Below are 16,877 nucleotides of genomic sequence, written 5' to 3'. Positions count from 1 at the left end.
CCACCCATATTTTAGATTTTCTTGAACATCTTTTCTAACCCACACCCGTAAAAAAATACGGGTGTGGGTGTATTTTTGTTTCTAACGATCATATATTAGGTATATATCATGGTCTAAACCCGTACCCACACCCGAAAAAAAATACGGGTGTGGGTTTATTTTTTCTTCTAACGATCATATATTAGGTATATATCATGGTCTGAACCGTACCCACACCCGTAAAAAAAATACGGGTGTGGGTTTATTTTTGCTTCTTACGATGATATATTAGGTATATAATATGGTTTAAACCTGTACCCGCACCCGTAAAAAAATGAGGGTGTGTATTTTTTTGTTCTTACGAACCTATATTAGGGATATAATATAGTTTAAACCTGTACCCACACCCGTAAAGAAAAGTGGGTGTACTTGGTGAAAAAATCTGATTTAATAATTAATCAAATCCCTAATCAAATCTTCCAAATCCTTATTATAAACACCCTCCTCATTAAGTTCCTCATCTGATTTACCATAAGTCATATCCCATACCTTCGCATTAATTCCTAGCTTAATTAAATATGGTATTTTATTAAGCATTATATCTGTTGCAGTTCTTGATATATCTGGAATTATTAGAACTTTATGACCTATTAAAGGCTTTAATTTCCCCTCCGTTAACCCATTTGAACCCCCATAAGCTAACCATGTGTATTTAGGCATACAAATATCGCCTACAATAGCGGTTTTTTCACTTTCTACCAAAACAAGTATTTGTTTACCTCTATATTTATCAAGAATTAAATGTTCTCCGAATAAACATGAATAAAAACCATCCTCATTTTTATATGGAACTTGAAACCGATTAGTCCTTTTGCCATTAGTGTCATAAAAACAAACTTTAGATTTTTGAACGTTTAATTCTTTACTTATGTTCCAAAAAACAGTTCCACCTTTGGTACAAGTGCCAATAACATACATTTCTTTAACTAAATCAACTTTCTTGTTTCCATAAGTCTTTCTTAAATATTTAAGTAAATTGTTTTCAGGTTCAATTAAATAATGTTTCCATATTTCTACCTCTGAAACATAATTTATTGTCCTATTCTCGGTTGGATTGGATATTTGTTTTTCATTTTTAATTAATCTGTTTGGAATTATATCATTAGTAAAGTTGATAAACTTAGATGTTATTTCATCCCATAAATAGTGATCGCCTTTATCATCTTTATAAATTTGAGTTGGCAAACTTGCTTTACCGCACGAATGGCAGTAGCCATAATTAATAGGCAAACCTTGATAATTTACAAACTTACCATCCTTATTATTATTATTGCAACAGGGAGTAGTAATATTGAAATTTCTTTTCTTTTCAAAGCTGTATTTAATATTTAACTTTTTTAGCATCTTATAAATAGCTTATGGAAACTGGAAACAAGAAACACTGTGCAAAATTCTATTACAAACTAGAAAAACCAATAGTTCCGACAGTTTTATTAAACATTAAAAAGTTTCCATTTCTTTTTTTTAAGAATTTAAAGTAAACTCCAACAATAGATATAAAGTTACACAAAGCCAGTAAAATTAGTCGTTTTAGCTGTTTAGAGGTGTTGTTTCCTGTTTCCTGTTTCCTTCCTTTAAATAGTGATTCCACTTCTTAGAAACATATCCTTTTGATAACCCTGTTATTTTAATAACATCTGTCTGATTAGCTCCATTTTTGATAGCTTTTATAAAAATTTCTTTAACTAATGATTTTTCATCAAAAGATTTTTCTTTACTATCTATGACAATTTTGAAATTTGTAAAGTAAAATTCATTTAAAAGTATCGCTAGTTCAACAGTATCAATTGTTATGGTATTTTTAAAAGTACTTTTAGCAGCGTTTTTTATCAAATGCACCAGTAAAACCAATTTATGGATGCTAATCAACATTTTAGAAATATATTCCTTATTATACTCTCCTAAACCCTCTTGTTTATTAAGAAGGTTTTGAGAATAACTACCTATTCTATTTATAGATTCTGCGCTTAATGGGATGTTGTACTCATGCTTGTTTTCTTCTACACTTTTTCTGTACTTATATAAATTAAGTAACAAATAATTATAATTTGCAGCCATTGAACTCGGCATTATCTCTTTGGAAAATTCTGTATTACCGGTTAATTTATTAGCAAAAAGCCACCTATCGATTAATCCGCTTTCTAAATTACCATTCGCTAGCATTTTAGGAATGAACTGATGCTGAATGGATCCCAAAAGAGATGGACATGATGTATTAATTCTATAAGAATCAGTTGTTTTCCTTGAAATATCTATATGTTGGTTGGTGTAACCTTGTAAAAGAAAAGTTCTCCAACCAGCACCTTCACTACTATTATTATTAGCCATCTTTTCAATTAAAAAAGTAAGTTCATCAACAAACACACCTACTGAATATGGATTTTTATAATGAACATACATGGTAGCTTCTATCGTGGCGTTTTGAACGAACAATTGAGTCCTTTTTAATTCTTCCATATCTTCAGAAGGCAGTTCTTTCATCTCTTTTTCCTTTTGTTTAAATTCTTTATATTCTTTGTTATCAACCTCATTAAGTGGTGCTGTTGCTAGATCCATTGCAGAAGATTTGGTATCTCCTCTGCTCCCAACAATGGCAAAGTATAAGTTTGGGTAGTTTGTATGGTTCATGCAATCAATTTTGAAAGCTAACCCAGCCGCATTACTAAAAGCAAATAGAATAGAACTTAATAAATATTCTTTAGGTATTCTTTTGTATTTAAATGCTCCTTCAATAAAATCTCTTATTTCGATTGGAAGTAGAGAAATAACTTTATTAAGTTCGTTAATTGCAATTTCTTTATTTGATAAAACATATTTATCTATCTTGTTTTCAATGGAATCTATTGAATCCAATATTAAATTCTTATCTTGCATCGTGTTTTGTTTTTGTCTGCTGCTATAAAAAATATAAAACCCAATTACACTACCAATGTAATTGGGTTTCTTTATGTTAGAATTTGTTCATCTGTTTTAAAGCAAGTAGAATTTCGCTTTTTTTATACCTCACTTTCGTGCCAATGCGGTACGCAGGGATAATATCATCCTTTGTATATTTCCACAACGTAACAAGGCTGATAGAAAGCATTTCTGCAGCACTCTCCCTTGTTAATAAAACTTCATCATCTTTTGAAGTATTATTTTGTTTATTTAATATGTCTTGGAAGCCTTTTAGAATTTTTGGAATGAATTCGGAAGATTCCGTGTTTTCGATTTGTAGAATTTGTTTGACCATTATTTCCTTATTTTTTGTTTCTATAAGGCAAACTTAATGGTGATTAATAGCTTTTAAACAATTGGGTATGCCCAAGCATTACCCAAATCTAAAAAAAGTCATAAATTTTATCAAAGGCTAATCTTAGTTTTTTCTGTTCATTATTATACTTTTCATTATGGAGAATATCTTTATTTGATTTTATGTTTTTCGATTTAATAGGAGTTGTACAATATAAGGATCTAATTGCTTTACGTAAATTTGATAAATCGTTTTCACATATTTCATTAAGCTTCCTTGCATATTCAGAAATATTTTCTAATAACTCATCATGTTTGAAACTATCTAATTCAATTAACCATTCTAACGTTTTTAATTGAAGTTCTTTATTGGGGTTTTTTCCTCCTGTCATATTGTTTAAATGTCTTAATTTTTCTTGAATATCAAGAGAAAAAAACACTTGTGGTTTTTCCTTCAATTTATGTATGTAACACACTTGCTGAAGTGGTGTAAGCCTTGTTTTTTGAAACTGATTACATTTTAACAACTCCTCTTTTAAAAACTCTATATGACAATAATAATCTTTAATTACCATGAAATCAACTGCGGACAGGTAAGACTTGATATCGGCTTTATCACTAGGAGGACACAAATGAGCTATAACATCCATTTTCAATACAAAGTAACTATTTGGTTGTCTTAAAGTATTCTGAGTATTATAATAATCATAGACATACTTAAAGAATTCTTCTTTGTTAAATCCCATGGTGAAAACAAGTCCAAGGGATGTATCAGAGCCACAGAATTTTGAAAATAATTTAACCGTCTCTTTTAAGTAACCCTTAATAACTTCTTTTTTAGATTCATTGTCAGTTACTGCCATTAATCCGAATTGATAGTCATCAATTAATTCAATACCTATATATGTTTGGGGATATGGGTCGTCAATGATTCCCTTTAAAACAACACCATGAATTTCCTTTAAAACGTCTGGATTAACATAAAGACCAGGTAATTTAGCAATTTCATCATCGTGTTTATTAATTAAGTAATCATCCTCAAAATCCTCTTTAAAATAATCAGCTATATCAAAACCAACCAAATGGGTTTTAAAAGCACCACTTTCTAATAATAAATCAACCTTCTCATAAATTGATTTGTTGTAATAATTTCCAAGTCCAATTTTGTTATAGAATTCCATTCTAATTTCCTTTTTTATTTTGTTTCTCCCAATATTCACTTAACTTTTTAATATGCTCTTCATTAGAAGCTTTAACGTATTGAATAAATTGTTTAGTTGATTTGTGTCCCGTTGCAGCCATTATAGTTGCGTTATCAAATCCAGCTAAAAACAAATTGGTTGCAAAACTTCTTCGGCAGCAATGACTGGTTATTAATTCATGTTTAGGAAAAATATCTAACGTTTTCTTTTTTTCACCTTCCTTAACACCAGAACCGTAAGTTGGTGTATCAATTCCAGCTTCCTTACATACTTCTTTGATGTATTTATTAAATTTTTGGTCTGAAATACTTTGAGGAAAACCGCCTTGGCGTTTATCTAGGATTTTTTGAAATTGTGGGTGTATAGGTATTGTAAGGTTTTGTTCCGTTTTTAGGGTTGTAATATTTATAACATTGCCCAAAATATTTTCCTTTTTAATTCTTAGAAAATCTGAAACCCTTAAACCTGTTCTTAACCCAATAATGAATAAATCTCTAACATTATCAAGCCTTTCAGATTTACTAAAATCATGGTTGAAAATTTTATTTATTTCTTCTTCGTTAAGGTAAGTGTCGAACGTTTCGTTTTTTGGTGCGCTAAAATTGCTGCTTTTATATTGTGGGTTTATAGCGTAACCATCAAATTCAATTTCTCTACAAAACGTCTTAATACGTGATATAATATTACCTATTGAGTTATTGTTAAGTTTTTCAATGTCTCGGCAATAATGAATGAATTCTTGATGAAAATTAAGATCTATATCCTCAAAACGATACTTCCTTTTTTGATGTTCTTCAAACGAAATTAATTTATTTAAAGTAGTTGTATAATTTTTAACCGATCTGGCTTTAATTTGCTTGCCTTTATGCAGTCTGTCTGGAGCTTCTTTAACAAACTTTTTAACCCAAGGCACCAAATAAGCCTTATGTTCTTCATCGCCTTCTACTCTTCCAAAAAAATTGGTAACACAATCTTTTAACCAGGTGCTAGAAATGTGTTTTTTGTTGCTGTAATCTTTATTGTATTTATCAATAACAAATACTTCTAAGTTATTTAGTTTGTTATTAATATAGTCAACGTTCGTAGTTGTTGCTTTAATTTTTAATCGCTGCTTACTTTCTGACCAATCACTATATAAAACACTTATTCCGGTACGGGTTTTTTGGTCGATTCGTTTACTATCCCAAAAACGCACATATATACTTAAATATTTTTTTTTACCTTTAACTATAAAGTATTTTAAATTCACCTTAAAATATTTTGCCGATTTCTTGCCGAAAAGTACTTAATTTTATTTAATTTAGCTTAATCTCTTTTAATAAATATTTAGTTGTTTTTATTAACAAGTGTTTAAAAATAAAGGGGTTACAGCGGTTTTAAAGACTTAGTAAAAAAAGTTAATTAACGGTGGCGATTTCCGCCTTGAGTACTTAAAACCTGTTAATCAATGGATTAACAGGTTTTTTTATGTAAAAAAAGCAACCATACAGTAACGCTTTTCACGTCTTTTTATACTAAAAAAGGAATCGAAATCTCAGGAAACACACCCAACAATCAAACAGAAACACCGTACAGTGTTTGAATATAAAGGCTTCTAGAGGGAAAATTCTTGATTTTAAACCTGCTTTAAAACTTATTTAAAGTTGATTTTTCTGCGATTAATGTTTTGATTTCAACCATTTAATAGTTGTTCTTAGTTCTGAAGTTCTGGTTATCTACATCACGATTGATTAGAATAGCTTAAATAAAATTTAATTATCTAAAAAATTTAAATCTATTATGTAATATAATTCTTTAGATTTGAAGGAATATATACAGTGGGGATAGATAATTAATTATCTATCCCCACTTGTAGGTAACAAACTAAAGAAACATCCGGATATAAATTAAAATGAGTGGAAAAAACATACATTCTGAACCTTTTGATAGTGGAACAATAACAAAACTCGAAATATTTGAGGATTATGCTCAAGCTTGGATTCCAACATTTTTGCCACAAGCTCACTTTAGCGAGATTCATATATTTGACTTTTTTTCTGGACCAGGTTATGATTCAAACAATATAGCTGGCAGCCCAATTCGCCTTTTATCTAAAATAAATGAGCATTTAGGTAATATTTTAAGAACTAAAACTAAAATTGTTTTACACTTCAATGAATTTGAGCCTAATAGAAAAACACAGAATAAATTTGACCTACTCAAAAAGAATTGTGAAGATTTTATTTCGCAAAACCCAAAATTCAAGTATTTCCTTAATGTAAACTATTACAATGAAGATGCAGAAAAATTATTCTTCAAACTAATTCCAACAATTAAAGAATATCCGTCATTAGTCTATTTAGACCAAAACGGTGTAAAATTCATTTCCCAAGAATATATTGATGAACTTGAAAGATTAAATACAACTGATTTTATCTATTTTGTATCGTCTTCTTTTTTTAGAAGATATGGAATGACAGAAGAATTTAAAAAAGCTTTAGAAATAGATATTAAAGAGTTGGAAAGTGAGCAATATCGAAATATGCATCGTTTGGTCTTCAATAAAATCAATTCAAGGCTTCCAAAAAATTCGGAATTAAAATTATTTCCATTTTCAATCAAGAAAAAGAGAAATATTTACGGAATCATATTTGGAGCAAAGAATTATGCCGCAGTTGATAAATTTATGAATATAGCTTGGAAAAGAAATAACTTAAACGGAGAGGCTGATTTTGACATTGATGAGGATAACAGTAAGATTCAACTCGATATGTTTGATGGACAAAAATTGACAAAAGTTGAGAAATTTAAAAACGAATTAGAAACCAAACTTTTAGAAAGAAAAACCGTTACAAATAAAGTTGTCTTAATGTACACTTATTCAAATGGACATATTCCACAACACGCAGTTGATTTATTAAAGCTAATGAAAAAACAAGGTAAGTTGGAATATGAAGGAAAATCACCTTTCTTAAATTATGTAAATGTGTTTAGAAAAGATAATATTGTAACTTATAAAATAATCTCAAAGTAAAATGGCACAATCAAGTATAGAATGGACAGAAATGACTTGGAATCCGACAACTGGTTGCACCAAGGTTTCTCAAGGTTGTAAATTCTGTTATGCGGAAATTATGTCTAAACGACTTCAAGCAATGGGCGTTGAAAAATACAAAGATAATTTCGAGGTTCGCACACACGAATCTGCACTCAAAACACCATATACTTGGAAAAAGTCAAAAGTAGTTTTCGTAAACTCTATGAGTGATTTATTTCACGAACAAATACCATTAGAATTTATAAAAAAGGTCTTTAAGGTTATGAACGAAAACCCACAACACGTTTTTCAAGTTTTGACTAAAAGAGCCCAAAGACTATTCGAATTGCATAAAGAATTAAAATGGACACATAACATTTGGATGGGAGTTTCTGTTGAGGAACAAAAAGTAGAAAATAGAATTGACTTTTTGAGAAAAACTAATGCAAGAGTAAAATTTCTGTCTCTCGAACCATTAATTGGAGAACTACCAAATCTGAATTTAAAAAATATAGATTGGGTAATTGTTGGCGGAGAAAGCGGACACAATCCAAGACCAATGGATGCTGATTGGGTAATTGATATCAAAGAACAATGCGAAAAGGCTGATGTAGCGTTTTTCTTTAAACAATGGGGTGGAAAAAACAAAAAGAAAAACGGAAGAGAATTAAATGGCCGAACCTATGATGAAATGCCCGAAATTGAATTGCAACATAGCGTCTGAAAAAAAAAACTAGTTGCCAACAACACGTATATTTAATTGCTTAATTTCAGATTACTTCCGAAAATTACGTCGGATTTTTTATTCAGTTTTTTTACTACATCACGTGCATAACAACGAAACTTTCCATTTACACAAACATTATCACTAATTTGAAAATGACAAAAATCTTAACAATATTATTAGTGTTTATTGGAATTGGAGCTTTTGGACAAAATGTTCAAATTGACACGCTCACTGTAAAATTAAAGATTAGTGATAGTTTCAACCAGCTTCAATCGGACAGTATAAATTTTCCAATTATTAAAACAGGAAATAAAGGCATTGATTCTTTGATTAATTTTGATTTAAAGAATAAATTCACCTCAAATGAATATCCGACCGATTCCATTGACTCAACTTTGATAAAATGGGCACATGACCAAATTATTGACATTGATTTTAAAGTAACATATAACAAGAATGGCATTTTATCTCTAAACATAAGTGCTGAAGGTTGCGGAGCATATTGTTCATATTGGACTGAATACTTTAACTATTCAACAATTACAGGAAAACCTTTAGACTTTTCAGAAATAATAGATATAACAGGAGCATTTAAAACACGTGTTTTCAAGGATAAAGAAACTCAATTTAAAAAGCAGAAAATAGAATTAAAAGAAATGTTGAATGATAAAGAGGCCGAACTCGACCAATCAACTTATGAATGGGCTTTGGAGTATTATGAAGATTGTGAAAATTCTTTTAACCTTAAATCATTCTCAATTCACCCTGATTTTATAGAAATAAATGTGAGTTGTTATTTACCAAATGCTATTAAAAGTTTAACACCAATAATTGAGTTGAAATACAAATTCAATGAAATATATGACTATTTAAAAATAAAAAACTAGCCACATAAACGTTACCTGCAAGCGAAAACAGAGCCTGAAATCAACATTACGTGAATATGAAAAAATCAATTAAACTATTTACTATTCTATTTCTGATAACCGCTTTTGTTTCGTGTATAACAAAAGCTGAAAAAAAATTCGCCCAAATAAGGAACTATGTTCCTGTTGACAAAAAGTTATTCGACGAAATAAAAGCAATGGACAAGGTGTTTTTTGACGCATATAACGACTGTGATTTGGAAAAGCAGGCTTCAATTTACTCTGACGATATTGAGTTTTTTCACGATAAAGGAGGTTTAATGACCTCAAAAAAAGAACTAATTGAAGGAACTAAGCAGAACATTTGCGATAAAGTTACAAGAGAATTAATTGATGGAACTATTGAAGTATATCCCATTAAAAATTATGGAGCTGTTCAAATAGGGTTTCACAAATTTTACAATAATCAAGAACCAGATGCTGAATCCATACCAAGCAAGTTCATCATTATGTGGCACAATGAAAACGGACATTGGAAAATATCAAAAGTTATAAGTTTACATTGAGTTTAACAGATTACTTTTAAAACTACCCGCCATAAAAAAAAGCTTCAGCAATTATGCTAAAGCTTTTTTTTTATGGATAAAGTGTATCTTTTATTTCTTAGCTAGCATATCTGGAGTTGCCACGGTTCTAAAACCAACATGTTCTGCGGAAGAATCCATACTGGTACCCATTCTAGAAGATACTCTATAACTTGCACAATAGGAATCACTACATAAAAAGGAACCTCCTTTAATTATTTTTTCTTGTAAATAAGGGTTGTTTGGGTTGTAAGCTCTATCGGCTCCTTTTGGGTTCATGGTTGTAACTTTTTTGGCAGCCAACGCGTCGTAATAGTTCATGTTATACCAATCGGTGGTGAACTCCCAAACATTACCTGCCATATCGTACAAACCATAACCATTAGCTGGATATGTTTTAACGGGTGCCGTTCTTTCAAACCCATCATTTAAAGTATTATATACAGGAAATTCACCTTCCCAACTATTTGCTTTTTTAGATAATTTATCGTGATCATCGCCCCAGAAAAATATGGTATTATTATTCGCACCTCTAGCTGCATATTCCCATTCTGCTTCGGTTGGTAAGCGTCTGCCTGCCCATGTACAATAAGCTTGTGCATCTTCATACGCAATATGTACTACAGGGTGGTTTTCTTTACCTTCTAGGTTTGTATCTGGTCCGCTTGGGTGTTTCCAATTCACGCCAATGGCCCAACGCCACCATTGTGAAAAATCGAATAAATTAGCAACAGATTCTTTTGTTTTCTTAAACATTAAAGAGCCTGGTTGCATAATAGAATCGTGAGGTTTGGGTGTACCTTCTGGTAATTGTTTTTTCATTTCTTCCCAATCTATCACGCGTTCTGCAATAGTAATATAACCTGTTTCTTTAACGAATTTTGAATATTGAGCGTTGGTTACTTCGGTGATATCCATAAAAAAACCATCTACCTCTACGGGGTGTTGTGGTTTTTCATGCTTCATAGCCATTTTATCTTGCGGTACAGCACCTTGCAAAAAGGTTCCTGCAGGTACCCAGACCATACCTTGGGGCGGGTTTTTAATTAAACTATCGCTTAGTTCTGTGTGGCTGTTATCTGCTGTCAAAACATCTGAATCTGATTTTTGTTTTTTACATGCAACTACCACAAAAAAACTAACAAGGGTAATAAGTATACGGGTTCTGGCTTTCATTAATCTATTTTTAAAAAGTAACTATAGTCACAAAAGTATTTATTAATTACTTTAAAAACTACTTTATAGGTTTAAACTGCTTTTTTTAACATAAAACCAATAAGGCTGATAGCTCGCGTTAGGGATAGTAGTGGAAAGCCCACAGCGAGGTACGAGCGCGGACTTGTAACGTATAGCCCGACCCTTGTGGTAACGCCCAAAAACTTGTCTATATATTTAGTATAGTGCACACAAGGTAAAATAGGTGTTTTCTATCGTTTAGGTTTTAATTACCTTTGCACAACTTAATACTCCAGTTTATGATATATTCAATGACAGGTTATGGAAAATCTGTTTTGCAATTGCCCACCAAAAAAGTAACTATCGAGCTAAAATCTTTAAACAGCAAAAGTTTAGACTTAAATGCGAGAATGCCTTCTATTTATAGAGAAAAGGAACTAGCTATTAGAAAGTTACTTGCCGATAACTTAGAACGTGGTAAAGTAGATTTTTCTATTTATGTGGAAGCAACTGCCGAAGACACATCTACCCAAATTAACACGCCTGTTGTGAAGCAATACATCGAGCAATTACGCCAAGTGGTTGCTGGTAATGATATTGAATTATTAAAAATGGCGGTGCGTTTTCCAGATGCTTTAAACACGGTTCGTGAAGAAATTGACGAAAATGAGTGGAAAACCATTGCTGTGGAAGTTAATAAAGCCATTGTAGATTTAAACAAGCACCGTTTAAATGAAGGTAAAGTATTGGAACAGGATTTTAATAAACGTGTTGCTATTATTGATGATTTATTGGAGCAAGTAATTGCCATGGATCCCGACCGTGTTATTGGTGTGCGTGAACGTTTACTAAAGGGTGTAGAAGAATTAAAGGGCAAATACGACGAAAACCGCTTTGAACAAGAATTGGTGTATTACATTGAAAAATTTGATATCACTGAAGAAAAAGTGCGTTTAAAAAACCATTTGAATTATTTTATTGAATGTATTAATTCTAAAGATTCTAACGGAAAAAAACTAGGGTTTATTGGCCAAGAAATGGGTCGAGAAATAAACACCATTGGTTCTAAAAGTAATTATGCACCTATGCAACAACTGGTGGTGCAAATGAAGGATGAGTTAGAGAAAATTAAGGAACAATTATTAAATGTACTGTAATTAACTGAAAGTATTCAGTTGGATTTTATAGTATTAGTAAATAGAAAATATTAGCGTATTCGTGACAAAACAAGAGACTACAAAAAAAGGAAAACTTATTGTGTTTTCGGCACCATCGGGTTCAGGAAAAACAACTATAGTAAGGCATTTATTAGGTATTGAAAAATTAGATTTAGAATTCTCTATTTCGGCAACTTCTAGAGAAAAACGCGGCACCGAAGTACATGCTAAAGATTATTATTTTTTATCGTTAGAAGATTTTAAAAACAACATTAAAAACGATTCTTTTTTAGAATGGGAAGAAGTGTATCGCGATAATTTTTACGGTACTTTAAAAACGGAAGTTGAACGCATTTGGGCCATGGGCAAAAATGTTATTTTTGATATTGACGTTTCTGGTGGTTTGCGTATTAAACGAAAATTTCCTGATGAAACTTTAGCCATTTTTGTAAAACCCCCAAGTATAGACGCCCTAAAAATTCGTTTAAAAAACCGCAAAACGGAAACTGAAGATAAAATAAACATGCGTGTTGCCAAGGCATCGGCCGAATTAGCAACCGCCCCTTTATTTGATGTTATTGTGGTAAACGACCATTTAGAAAACGCACTGGAGGAAGCCGAGAAATTGGTAAGCGATTTTGTGAATTCTTAAAAAAAAGCTTTTATGAAAATCGGATTGTATTTTGGCTCTTTCAACCCCATACATATTGGGCACTTGGTGATTGCCAACCACATGGCAGAATATAGTAATTTAGACGCTATTTGGTTTGTAGTTACGCCACACAATCCGTTTAAAAAGAAAAGCTCCTTATTGGATAATTACCAACGCTTGGAAATGGTTTTTTTAGCCACAAAAGGCTATGATAAACTACAACCAAGCGATATTGAATTTAACCTTCCCCAACCTAACTACACGGTAAATACACTCGCTTATTTACAGGAAAAATACCCGAAACATACGTTTTCATTAATTATGGGTGAAGACAATTTAAAGAGTTTCCATAAATGGAAAAACTACGAGATTATTCTTGAAAACCACCATATTTATGTCTATCCACGTGTTTCAAAGGATGTCGTGGAAACACAATTTGATGGGCATGAAAAAATCCATCACATCGATGCTCCCATCATGGAACTCTCTTCTACGTTTATACGTAAGGCCGTTAAAAATTCTAAAAATGTAAAACCCATGTTGCCAGAAAATGTTTGGGCGTATTTGGATGAGATGAATTTTTATAGGTAAAACACGAATTTACCGTAAATAATTATAAAAAATAAGCAAAGGACTACAGTGTGAATAATAATTTACTGTAATAACTATTAGCCTTTTAAGTGCTTATTACTGTATTTTGTCGGATTATTTGTATGGAACTCATTTATTTTATTAAAATTTAATAAAAATTAATTTATCCATTCAAGATTCATGATTAACCTCTCTTCTTCGCTTACTCAAGATTTTCATGGATTAAGTAACATAAAAAAGCAATTTAATACACTCAAAAAAACACCTTTTGTTACAAACAAGCAATGTCTGTACGTTCTAGATTGGAATCAGTCACAAATTGTTTTTACATTGGGCGTTACTTCCATGCTCGGTTATAGTAAAGACGAATTTAATATGGATGTTGTTTTAAATAAAATACACCCTGAAGATAAGTTATTAGTAAACCGTATTATAAAAACTAGTGTAGACTTCATTAATAAAACCACTATTAAAAAGGGAAGTCATTTTTTAACCAAAAGCTTTAGAATTCAAAAAAAGGATGGCTCCTTCTTAAAGGTACTTAGCCAAATAGCGCCCTTTCAAACAGATGAAAACGGTGATTTAGTAAGTTACTGGACCATGCTTACCGATATTTCATTTATGAACACAAATGACACTGTTGAGTGGGACGTTTTTTTAGACGAATTTAATATCACGCATTTTAAGGAAAAGATTTATTGTGAACATTTAGATTTATTTACTAAAAGAGAAATAGAAATAATAAGTCTTATAAAAAAGGAGTTGACTACAAAACAAATTGCTTTGAAAATTCACCTGAGCCCTCACACCGTAATATCACACCGAAAAAACATCTTCAAAAAGTCTAATTGTCATGACGTAAAAGGGTTACTTATTTTTTGCGAAAACAACGGTGTATTTTGACGGAATTTTCAAACATTTCGTAGTAATACCATGTATGTGGTATTTTTTTACAAAGTTTAAAAATCTATTTTTGCTTTGCTATTTAATCATACCCGTTAACACTCCCTATTTAACGTTAATATCATCAATTAGTCCCTCAAAAAAATCTACCTAAATGTATAATTTTTACTGGTTTTTAAATTTATTAAGTACAAAACAGTAATATTCTATTATCTATTATGTCTTGGTTAAAAAATGCTATTAATCAACATGAATCTCTATGAAAACAAAATTACACACAACATCTTTATTTCCCCTACTTTTATTTTTCTTTACTTTATTTAGTTATGCCCAGACACCCCCTTCTGGGAAAGCACTTGATTTTGGCGGCCCTACTGATTATATTGCTTTAGGCAACCTTGGCTCTGTTAATAACTGGACTATTGAAACCTGGTTTAAACCAAATGGAACTACTAATTACCAAAACATCTTTGATTCAAATGATATTTTAAATGGAGGTAGTGAAATTAGAATGGAGCTTAGTTCCAACTGGCCGCTTGGTCGTTTATATGTATATGGAACTTCTGGCGCATATTCGATTGTTCCTAATGGTGAGATATTATCTGATGATTGGCACCATGTAGTTGTAATAAGTAATCAAAGTGCTGGAAAATTCATTATTTACCTAGACGGAATTAAAAAAGTAGATGCCTCTCCAACAGCATTTGCAACAACTTTTCCTAATTTTGTGATTGGAAGAGGGTTTTCCGCGGGTGCAGACAGAAACTATCAAGGAAAAATAGATGAATTCCGAATCTGGGACAAACCATTAACTGAAGCTGAGGTTTTATCAAACAAAAATAAATGTAACTTAACAGGTCAAGAAAATAATCTTTTGGCTTATTACAACTTTAATCAAGGCGTTCCCAATGGTTCTAATCTAGGAACAAGTACACTTAATGATCTTTCACCTAACAACTTTAACGGTACACTTTATGGGTTTACTTTAACGGGAGATTCTTCAAACTGGATTGCAGAAGGAATTTGTAACGTATGTCCAAAAAACATTGTAACAAATAATGATCCAAACGAATGTGGAGCCATTGTTAATTTCCCCTTAGCCTCTACAGGAACACCAAACGCAATAACGTCTTACGCCCCTGCTTCTGGCAGTCTGTTCCCTATCGGAGAAACGACCGTTACAGCAACGACAACTGACAGTTCTGGAAGTTCCGAATGCACATTCACTGTCACTGTCACTGTAAATAACACAGAAGCTCCTATTATTTCTTGTCCTATCAATATAATTGTAAACAATACTCCAGGAATATGTGGGGCTAAAAATGTTTCTCTAGGAATACCAACAATAACCAATGGATGTGTTACCACTGGTAATGCTTTAGATTTTGGCGGGATAGGTAATGGCTTGAAAATCCCAGACTTCACCGACGTATTACTAGAAAACGAGCAAGCATCAATAAGTGGATGGATATATCCTAGGCTACAAAATCCATCGTTCCCACCTGAACTTGATTTTATTAAAGATGTATTTAAAGTAAATACATGGCAACATTTAGCATTAAGTTTTGATGGTACTATACTAAAAGTATACCATAATGGTATTCTTGTAGGCACCATTGTTCCAAATATAAGCGCGTTAATTGCTGCAAATTATGATTTAGCAACCTTCACCGCAACTATCGACTTTAATCAATTGCTAAATGACTATTTTCCTTTGGGATTAGGCGGTATTTTAGACGAAGTTCATGTTTGGAATGTTGCCCGCACACAGGAACAAATTCAAAAAGAAATGAATAGCGAAATTGAGGCACAACCAGGATTGATTGCTTTATATCATTTTAATGAAGGTATTGCTGGAGGTAATAACGCAGGTGTCACTACTATTAAAGACGATTCTGGCAACGGTTATGACATTACTTTGATTAATTTCACCCTAAACGGGCCCACTTCAAATTGGGTAGAAGGTAAATCTTTTAATGGTGTAACTTTTACTAATAATGCACCAACGACTTACAACACTCCAATTGCTTATAATTATAACAACCAACTAACTGCTAATTGGACAGGCACTAATACCACTATCTATCCTGTAGGAGAAACCATTATAACTTGGACAGCAAAAGATGCTGCAGGAAATATTACAACCTGCACACAAACTGTAACTGTTGAATTAGAACAACTAGTTTGGAGCGGCGCTATCAACACAGATTGGACAAACAATGGAAACTGGGTAAACAATGTAAGCCCAGGCTTATCTCCAACATCAAACATAAGCATTCCAAGTGGGGCAACAAACTTTCCGGTAATTACTCCCAGTCAAACTTTAATTTTGGATTCTTGTTATGGTATAACAATAGCTACTGGTGCCGCTTTAACATTCAATCCTAATTCTGTAATAATAAATAATAGTACCGTTACAAACTATGGATCACTTACGTTCCAGTCAGATATTACAGGTTCTGCATCAATAGGTGCAGGAATAGGTACTTTTGTGGGCGACGCTACGATAGAACGCTACGTTTCGGCTAAAAGAGCCTTTAGATTATTAAGTTCGCCTGTTACAACTAGTACATTTATTTCAAACAACTGGCAATTAGGAACTCATATAACAGGATCTTTAACAAATGCAAATGGGTTTGATGCTACAGGCACAGGAAACCCATCAATGTATTCGTTTGATAACATCAGTCAATCATGGAATGCGCTTCCTAACACCAATGCCACTAATTTAAT

The 16,877-nt window shown here is 32.0% G+C and carries 15 protein-coding genes; 9 read left to right on the top strand and 6 right to left on the bottom strand.

Annotated elements, in window-relative coordinates; all coding sequences use genetic code 11:
• Positions 1 to 426: 426 nt before the first annotated feature.
• The 5 genes from Q5N74_RS14750 to Q5N74_RS14730 form a co-directional block, all read right to left on the bottom strand.
• Positions 427 to 1,383, bottom strand: coding sequence for a DUF6371 domain-containing protein (locus Q5N74_RS14750; RefSeq protein WP_304389707.1), 957 nt, complete (start codon positions 1,381 to 1,383; stop codon positions 427 to 429).
• Positions 1,384 to 1,569: 186 nt separating this feature from the next.
• The gene (locus Q5N74_RS14745; protein ID WP_304389705.1) at positions 1,570 to 2,913 is read right to left on the bottom strand and encodes a DUF3987 domain-containing protein; all 1,344 of its coding nucleotides are present in this window, start codon (positions 2,911 to 2,913) and stop codon (positions 1,570 to 1,572) included.
• 76 nt (positions 2,914 to 2,989) lie between these two features.
• Complete coding sequence (locus tag Q5N74_RS14740) at positions 2,990 to 3,271, bottom strand: helix-turn-helix domain-containing protein (protein ID WP_304389703.1); 282 nt, start codon at positions 3,269 to 3,271, stop codon at positions 2,990 to 2,992.
• An 88-nt stretch (positions 3,272 to 3,359) separates the two neighbouring features.
• Positions 3,360 to 4,451, bottom strand: a complete 1,092-nt coding sequence (locus tag Q5N74_RS14735; protein WP_304389702.1) for a hypothetical protein — start codon at positions 4,449 to 4,451, stop codon at positions 3,360 to 3,362.
• 1 nt (position 4,452) lies between these two features.
• Positions 4,453 to 5,721, bottom strand: a complete 1,269-nt coding sequence (locus Q5N74_RS14730; protein WP_304389701.1) for a site-specific integrase — start codon at positions 5,719 to 5,721, stop codon at positions 4,453 to 4,455.
• A 642-nt stretch (positions 5,722 to 6,363) separates the two neighbouring features.
• Here Q5N74_RS14730 and tcmP point away from each other — a divergent pair.
• The 4 genes from tcmP (at position 6,364) to Q5N74_RS14710 (ending at position 9,647) form a co-directional block, all read left to right on the top strand.
• Positions 6,364 to 7,485, top strand: coding sequence for a three-Cys-motif partner protein TcmP (tcmP, locus tag Q5N74_RS14725; RefSeq protein WP_304389700.1), 1,122 nt, complete (start codon positions 6,364 to 6,366; stop codon positions 7,483 to 7,485).
• A gap of 1 nt (position 7,486) precedes the next feature.
• On the top strand, positions 7,487 to 8,212 hold the full coding sequence (locus tag Q5N74_RS14720; RefSeq protein ID WP_304389699.1) for a DUF5131 family protein: 726 nt from the start codon (positions 7,487 to 7,489) through the stop codon (positions 8,210 to 8,212).
• A 155-nt stretch (positions 8,213 to 8,367) separates the two neighbouring features.
• Entirely contained in the window at positions 8,368 to 9,102 is a 735-nt protein-coding gene (locus Q5N74_RS14715; protein ID WP_304389697.1) for a hypothetical protein, read from the top strand.
• Positions 9,103 to 9,158: 56 nt separating this feature from the next.
• Complete coding sequence (locus tag Q5N74_RS14710) at positions 9,159 to 9,647, top strand: nuclear transport factor 2 family protein (RefSeq protein ID WP_304389695.1); 489 nt, start codon at positions 9,159 to 9,161, stop codon at positions 9,645 to 9,647.
• A gap of 90 nt (positions 9,648 to 9,737) precedes the next feature.
• On the opposite strand, the gene Q5N74_RS14705 is transcribed toward Q5N74_RS14710, so the two are convergent.
• Positions 9,738 to 10,841 carry a formylglycine-generating enzyme family protein gene (locus Q5N74_RS14705; RefSeq protein ID WP_304389694.1) on the bottom strand — a complete coding sequence of 368 codons (1,104 nt, stop codon included), beginning with the start codon at positions 10,839 to 10,841 and terminating at the stop codon, positions 9,738 to 9,740.
• Positions 10,842 to 11,140: 299 nt separating this feature from the next.
• Here Q5N74_RS14705 and Q5N74_RS14700 point away from each other — a divergent pair, with 299 nt between their 5' ends.
• The 5 genes from Q5N74_RS14700 to Q5N74_RS14680 all read left to right on the top strand — a co-directional run.
• On the top strand, positions 11,141 to 11,998 hold the full coding sequence (locus Q5N74_RS14700; protein WP_304389692.1) for a YicC/YloC family endoribonuclease: 858 nt from the start codon (positions 11,141 to 11,143) through the stop codon (positions 11,996 to 11,998).
• 61 nt (positions 11,999 to 12,059) lie between these two features.
• Entirely contained in the window at positions 12,060 to 12,650 is a 591-nt protein-coding gene (gene gmk / locus Q5N74_RS14695; RefSeq protein WP_304389690.1) for a guanylate kinase, read from the top strand.
• 12 nt (positions 12,651 to 12,662) lie between these two features.
• The gene (gene nadD, locus Q5N74_RS14690) at positions 12,663 to 13,241 is read left to right on the top strand and encodes a nicotinate (nicotinamide) nucleotide adenylyltransferase (RefSeq protein ID WP_304389688.1); all 579 of its coding nucleotides are present in this window, start codon (positions 12,663 to 12,665) and stop codon (positions 13,239 to 13,241) included.
• Positions 13,242 to 13,421: 180 nt separating this feature from the next.
• Positions 13,422 to 14,144, top strand: coding sequence for a LuxR C-terminal-related transcriptional regulator (locus Q5N74_RS14685; RefSeq protein ID WP_304389686.1), 723 nt, complete (start codon positions 13,422 to 13,424; stop codon positions 14,142 to 14,144).
• A 259-nt stretch (positions 14,145 to 14,403) separates the two neighbouring features.
• A partial coding sequence (locus tag Q5N74_RS14680) for a LamG-like jellyroll fold domain-containing protein (protein WP_304389685.1) occupies positions 14,404 to 16,877 on the top strand: 2,474 nt, incomplete at its 3' end.

This window comes from Mariniflexile sp. AS56 (assembly GCF_030552475.1).
Taxonomy (GTDB): Bacteria; Bacteroidota; Bacteroidia; order Flavobacteriales; family Flavobacteriaceae; genus Mariniflexile.
The sequence above is the reverse complement of the archived record's forward strand: the minus strand, read 5'-3'. Positions and strand labels throughout refer to the sequence as shown.

Coding starts and splice junctions, on each gene's coding strand:
- Q5N74_RS14750 (WP_304389707.1), bottom strand. CDS start 1,383: ATGCTAAAAAAGTTAAATATTAAATACAGCTTTGAAAAGAAAAGAAAT.
- Q5N74_RS14745 (WP_304389705.1), bottom strand. CDS start 2,913: ATGCAAGATAAGAATTTAATATTGGATTCAATAGATTCCATTGAAAAC.
- Q5N74_RS14740 (WP_304389703.1), bottom strand. CDS start 3,271: ATGGTCAAACAAATTCTACAAATCGAAAACACGGAATCTTCCGAATTC.
- Q5N74_RS14735 (WP_304389702.1), bottom strand. CDS start 4,451: ATGGAATTCTATAACAAAATTGGACTTGGAAATTATTACAACAAATCA.
- tcmP (WP_304389700.1), top strand. CDS start 6,364: ATGAGTGGAAAAAACATACATTCTGAACCTTTTGATAGTGGAACAATA.
- Q5N74_RS14720 (WP_304389699.1), top strand. CDS start 7,487: ATGGCACAATCAAGTATAGAATGGACAGAAATGACTTGGAATCCGACA.
- Q5N74_RS14715 (WP_304389697.1), top strand. CDS start 8,368: ATGACAAAAATCTTAACAATATTATTAGTGTTTATTGGAATTGGAGCT.
- Q5N74_RS14710 (WP_304389695.1), top strand. CDS start 9,159: ATGAAAAAATCAATTAAACTATTTACTATTCTATTTCTGATAACCGCT.
- Q5N74_RS14705 (WP_304389694.1), bottom strand. CDS start 10,841: ATGAAAGCCAGAACCCGTATACTTATTACCCTTGTTAGTTTTTTTGTG.
- Q5N74_RS14700 (WP_304389692.1), top strand. CDS start 11,141: ATGATATATTCAATGACAGGTTATGGAAAATCTGTTTTGCAATTGCCC.
- nadD (WP_304389688.1), top strand. CDS start 12,663: ATGAAAATCGGATTGTATTTTGGCTCTTTCAACCCCATACATATTGGG.
- Q5N74_RS14685 (WP_304389686.1), top strand. CDS start 13,422: ATGATTAACCTCTCTTCTTCGCTTACTCAAGATTTTCATGGATTAAGT.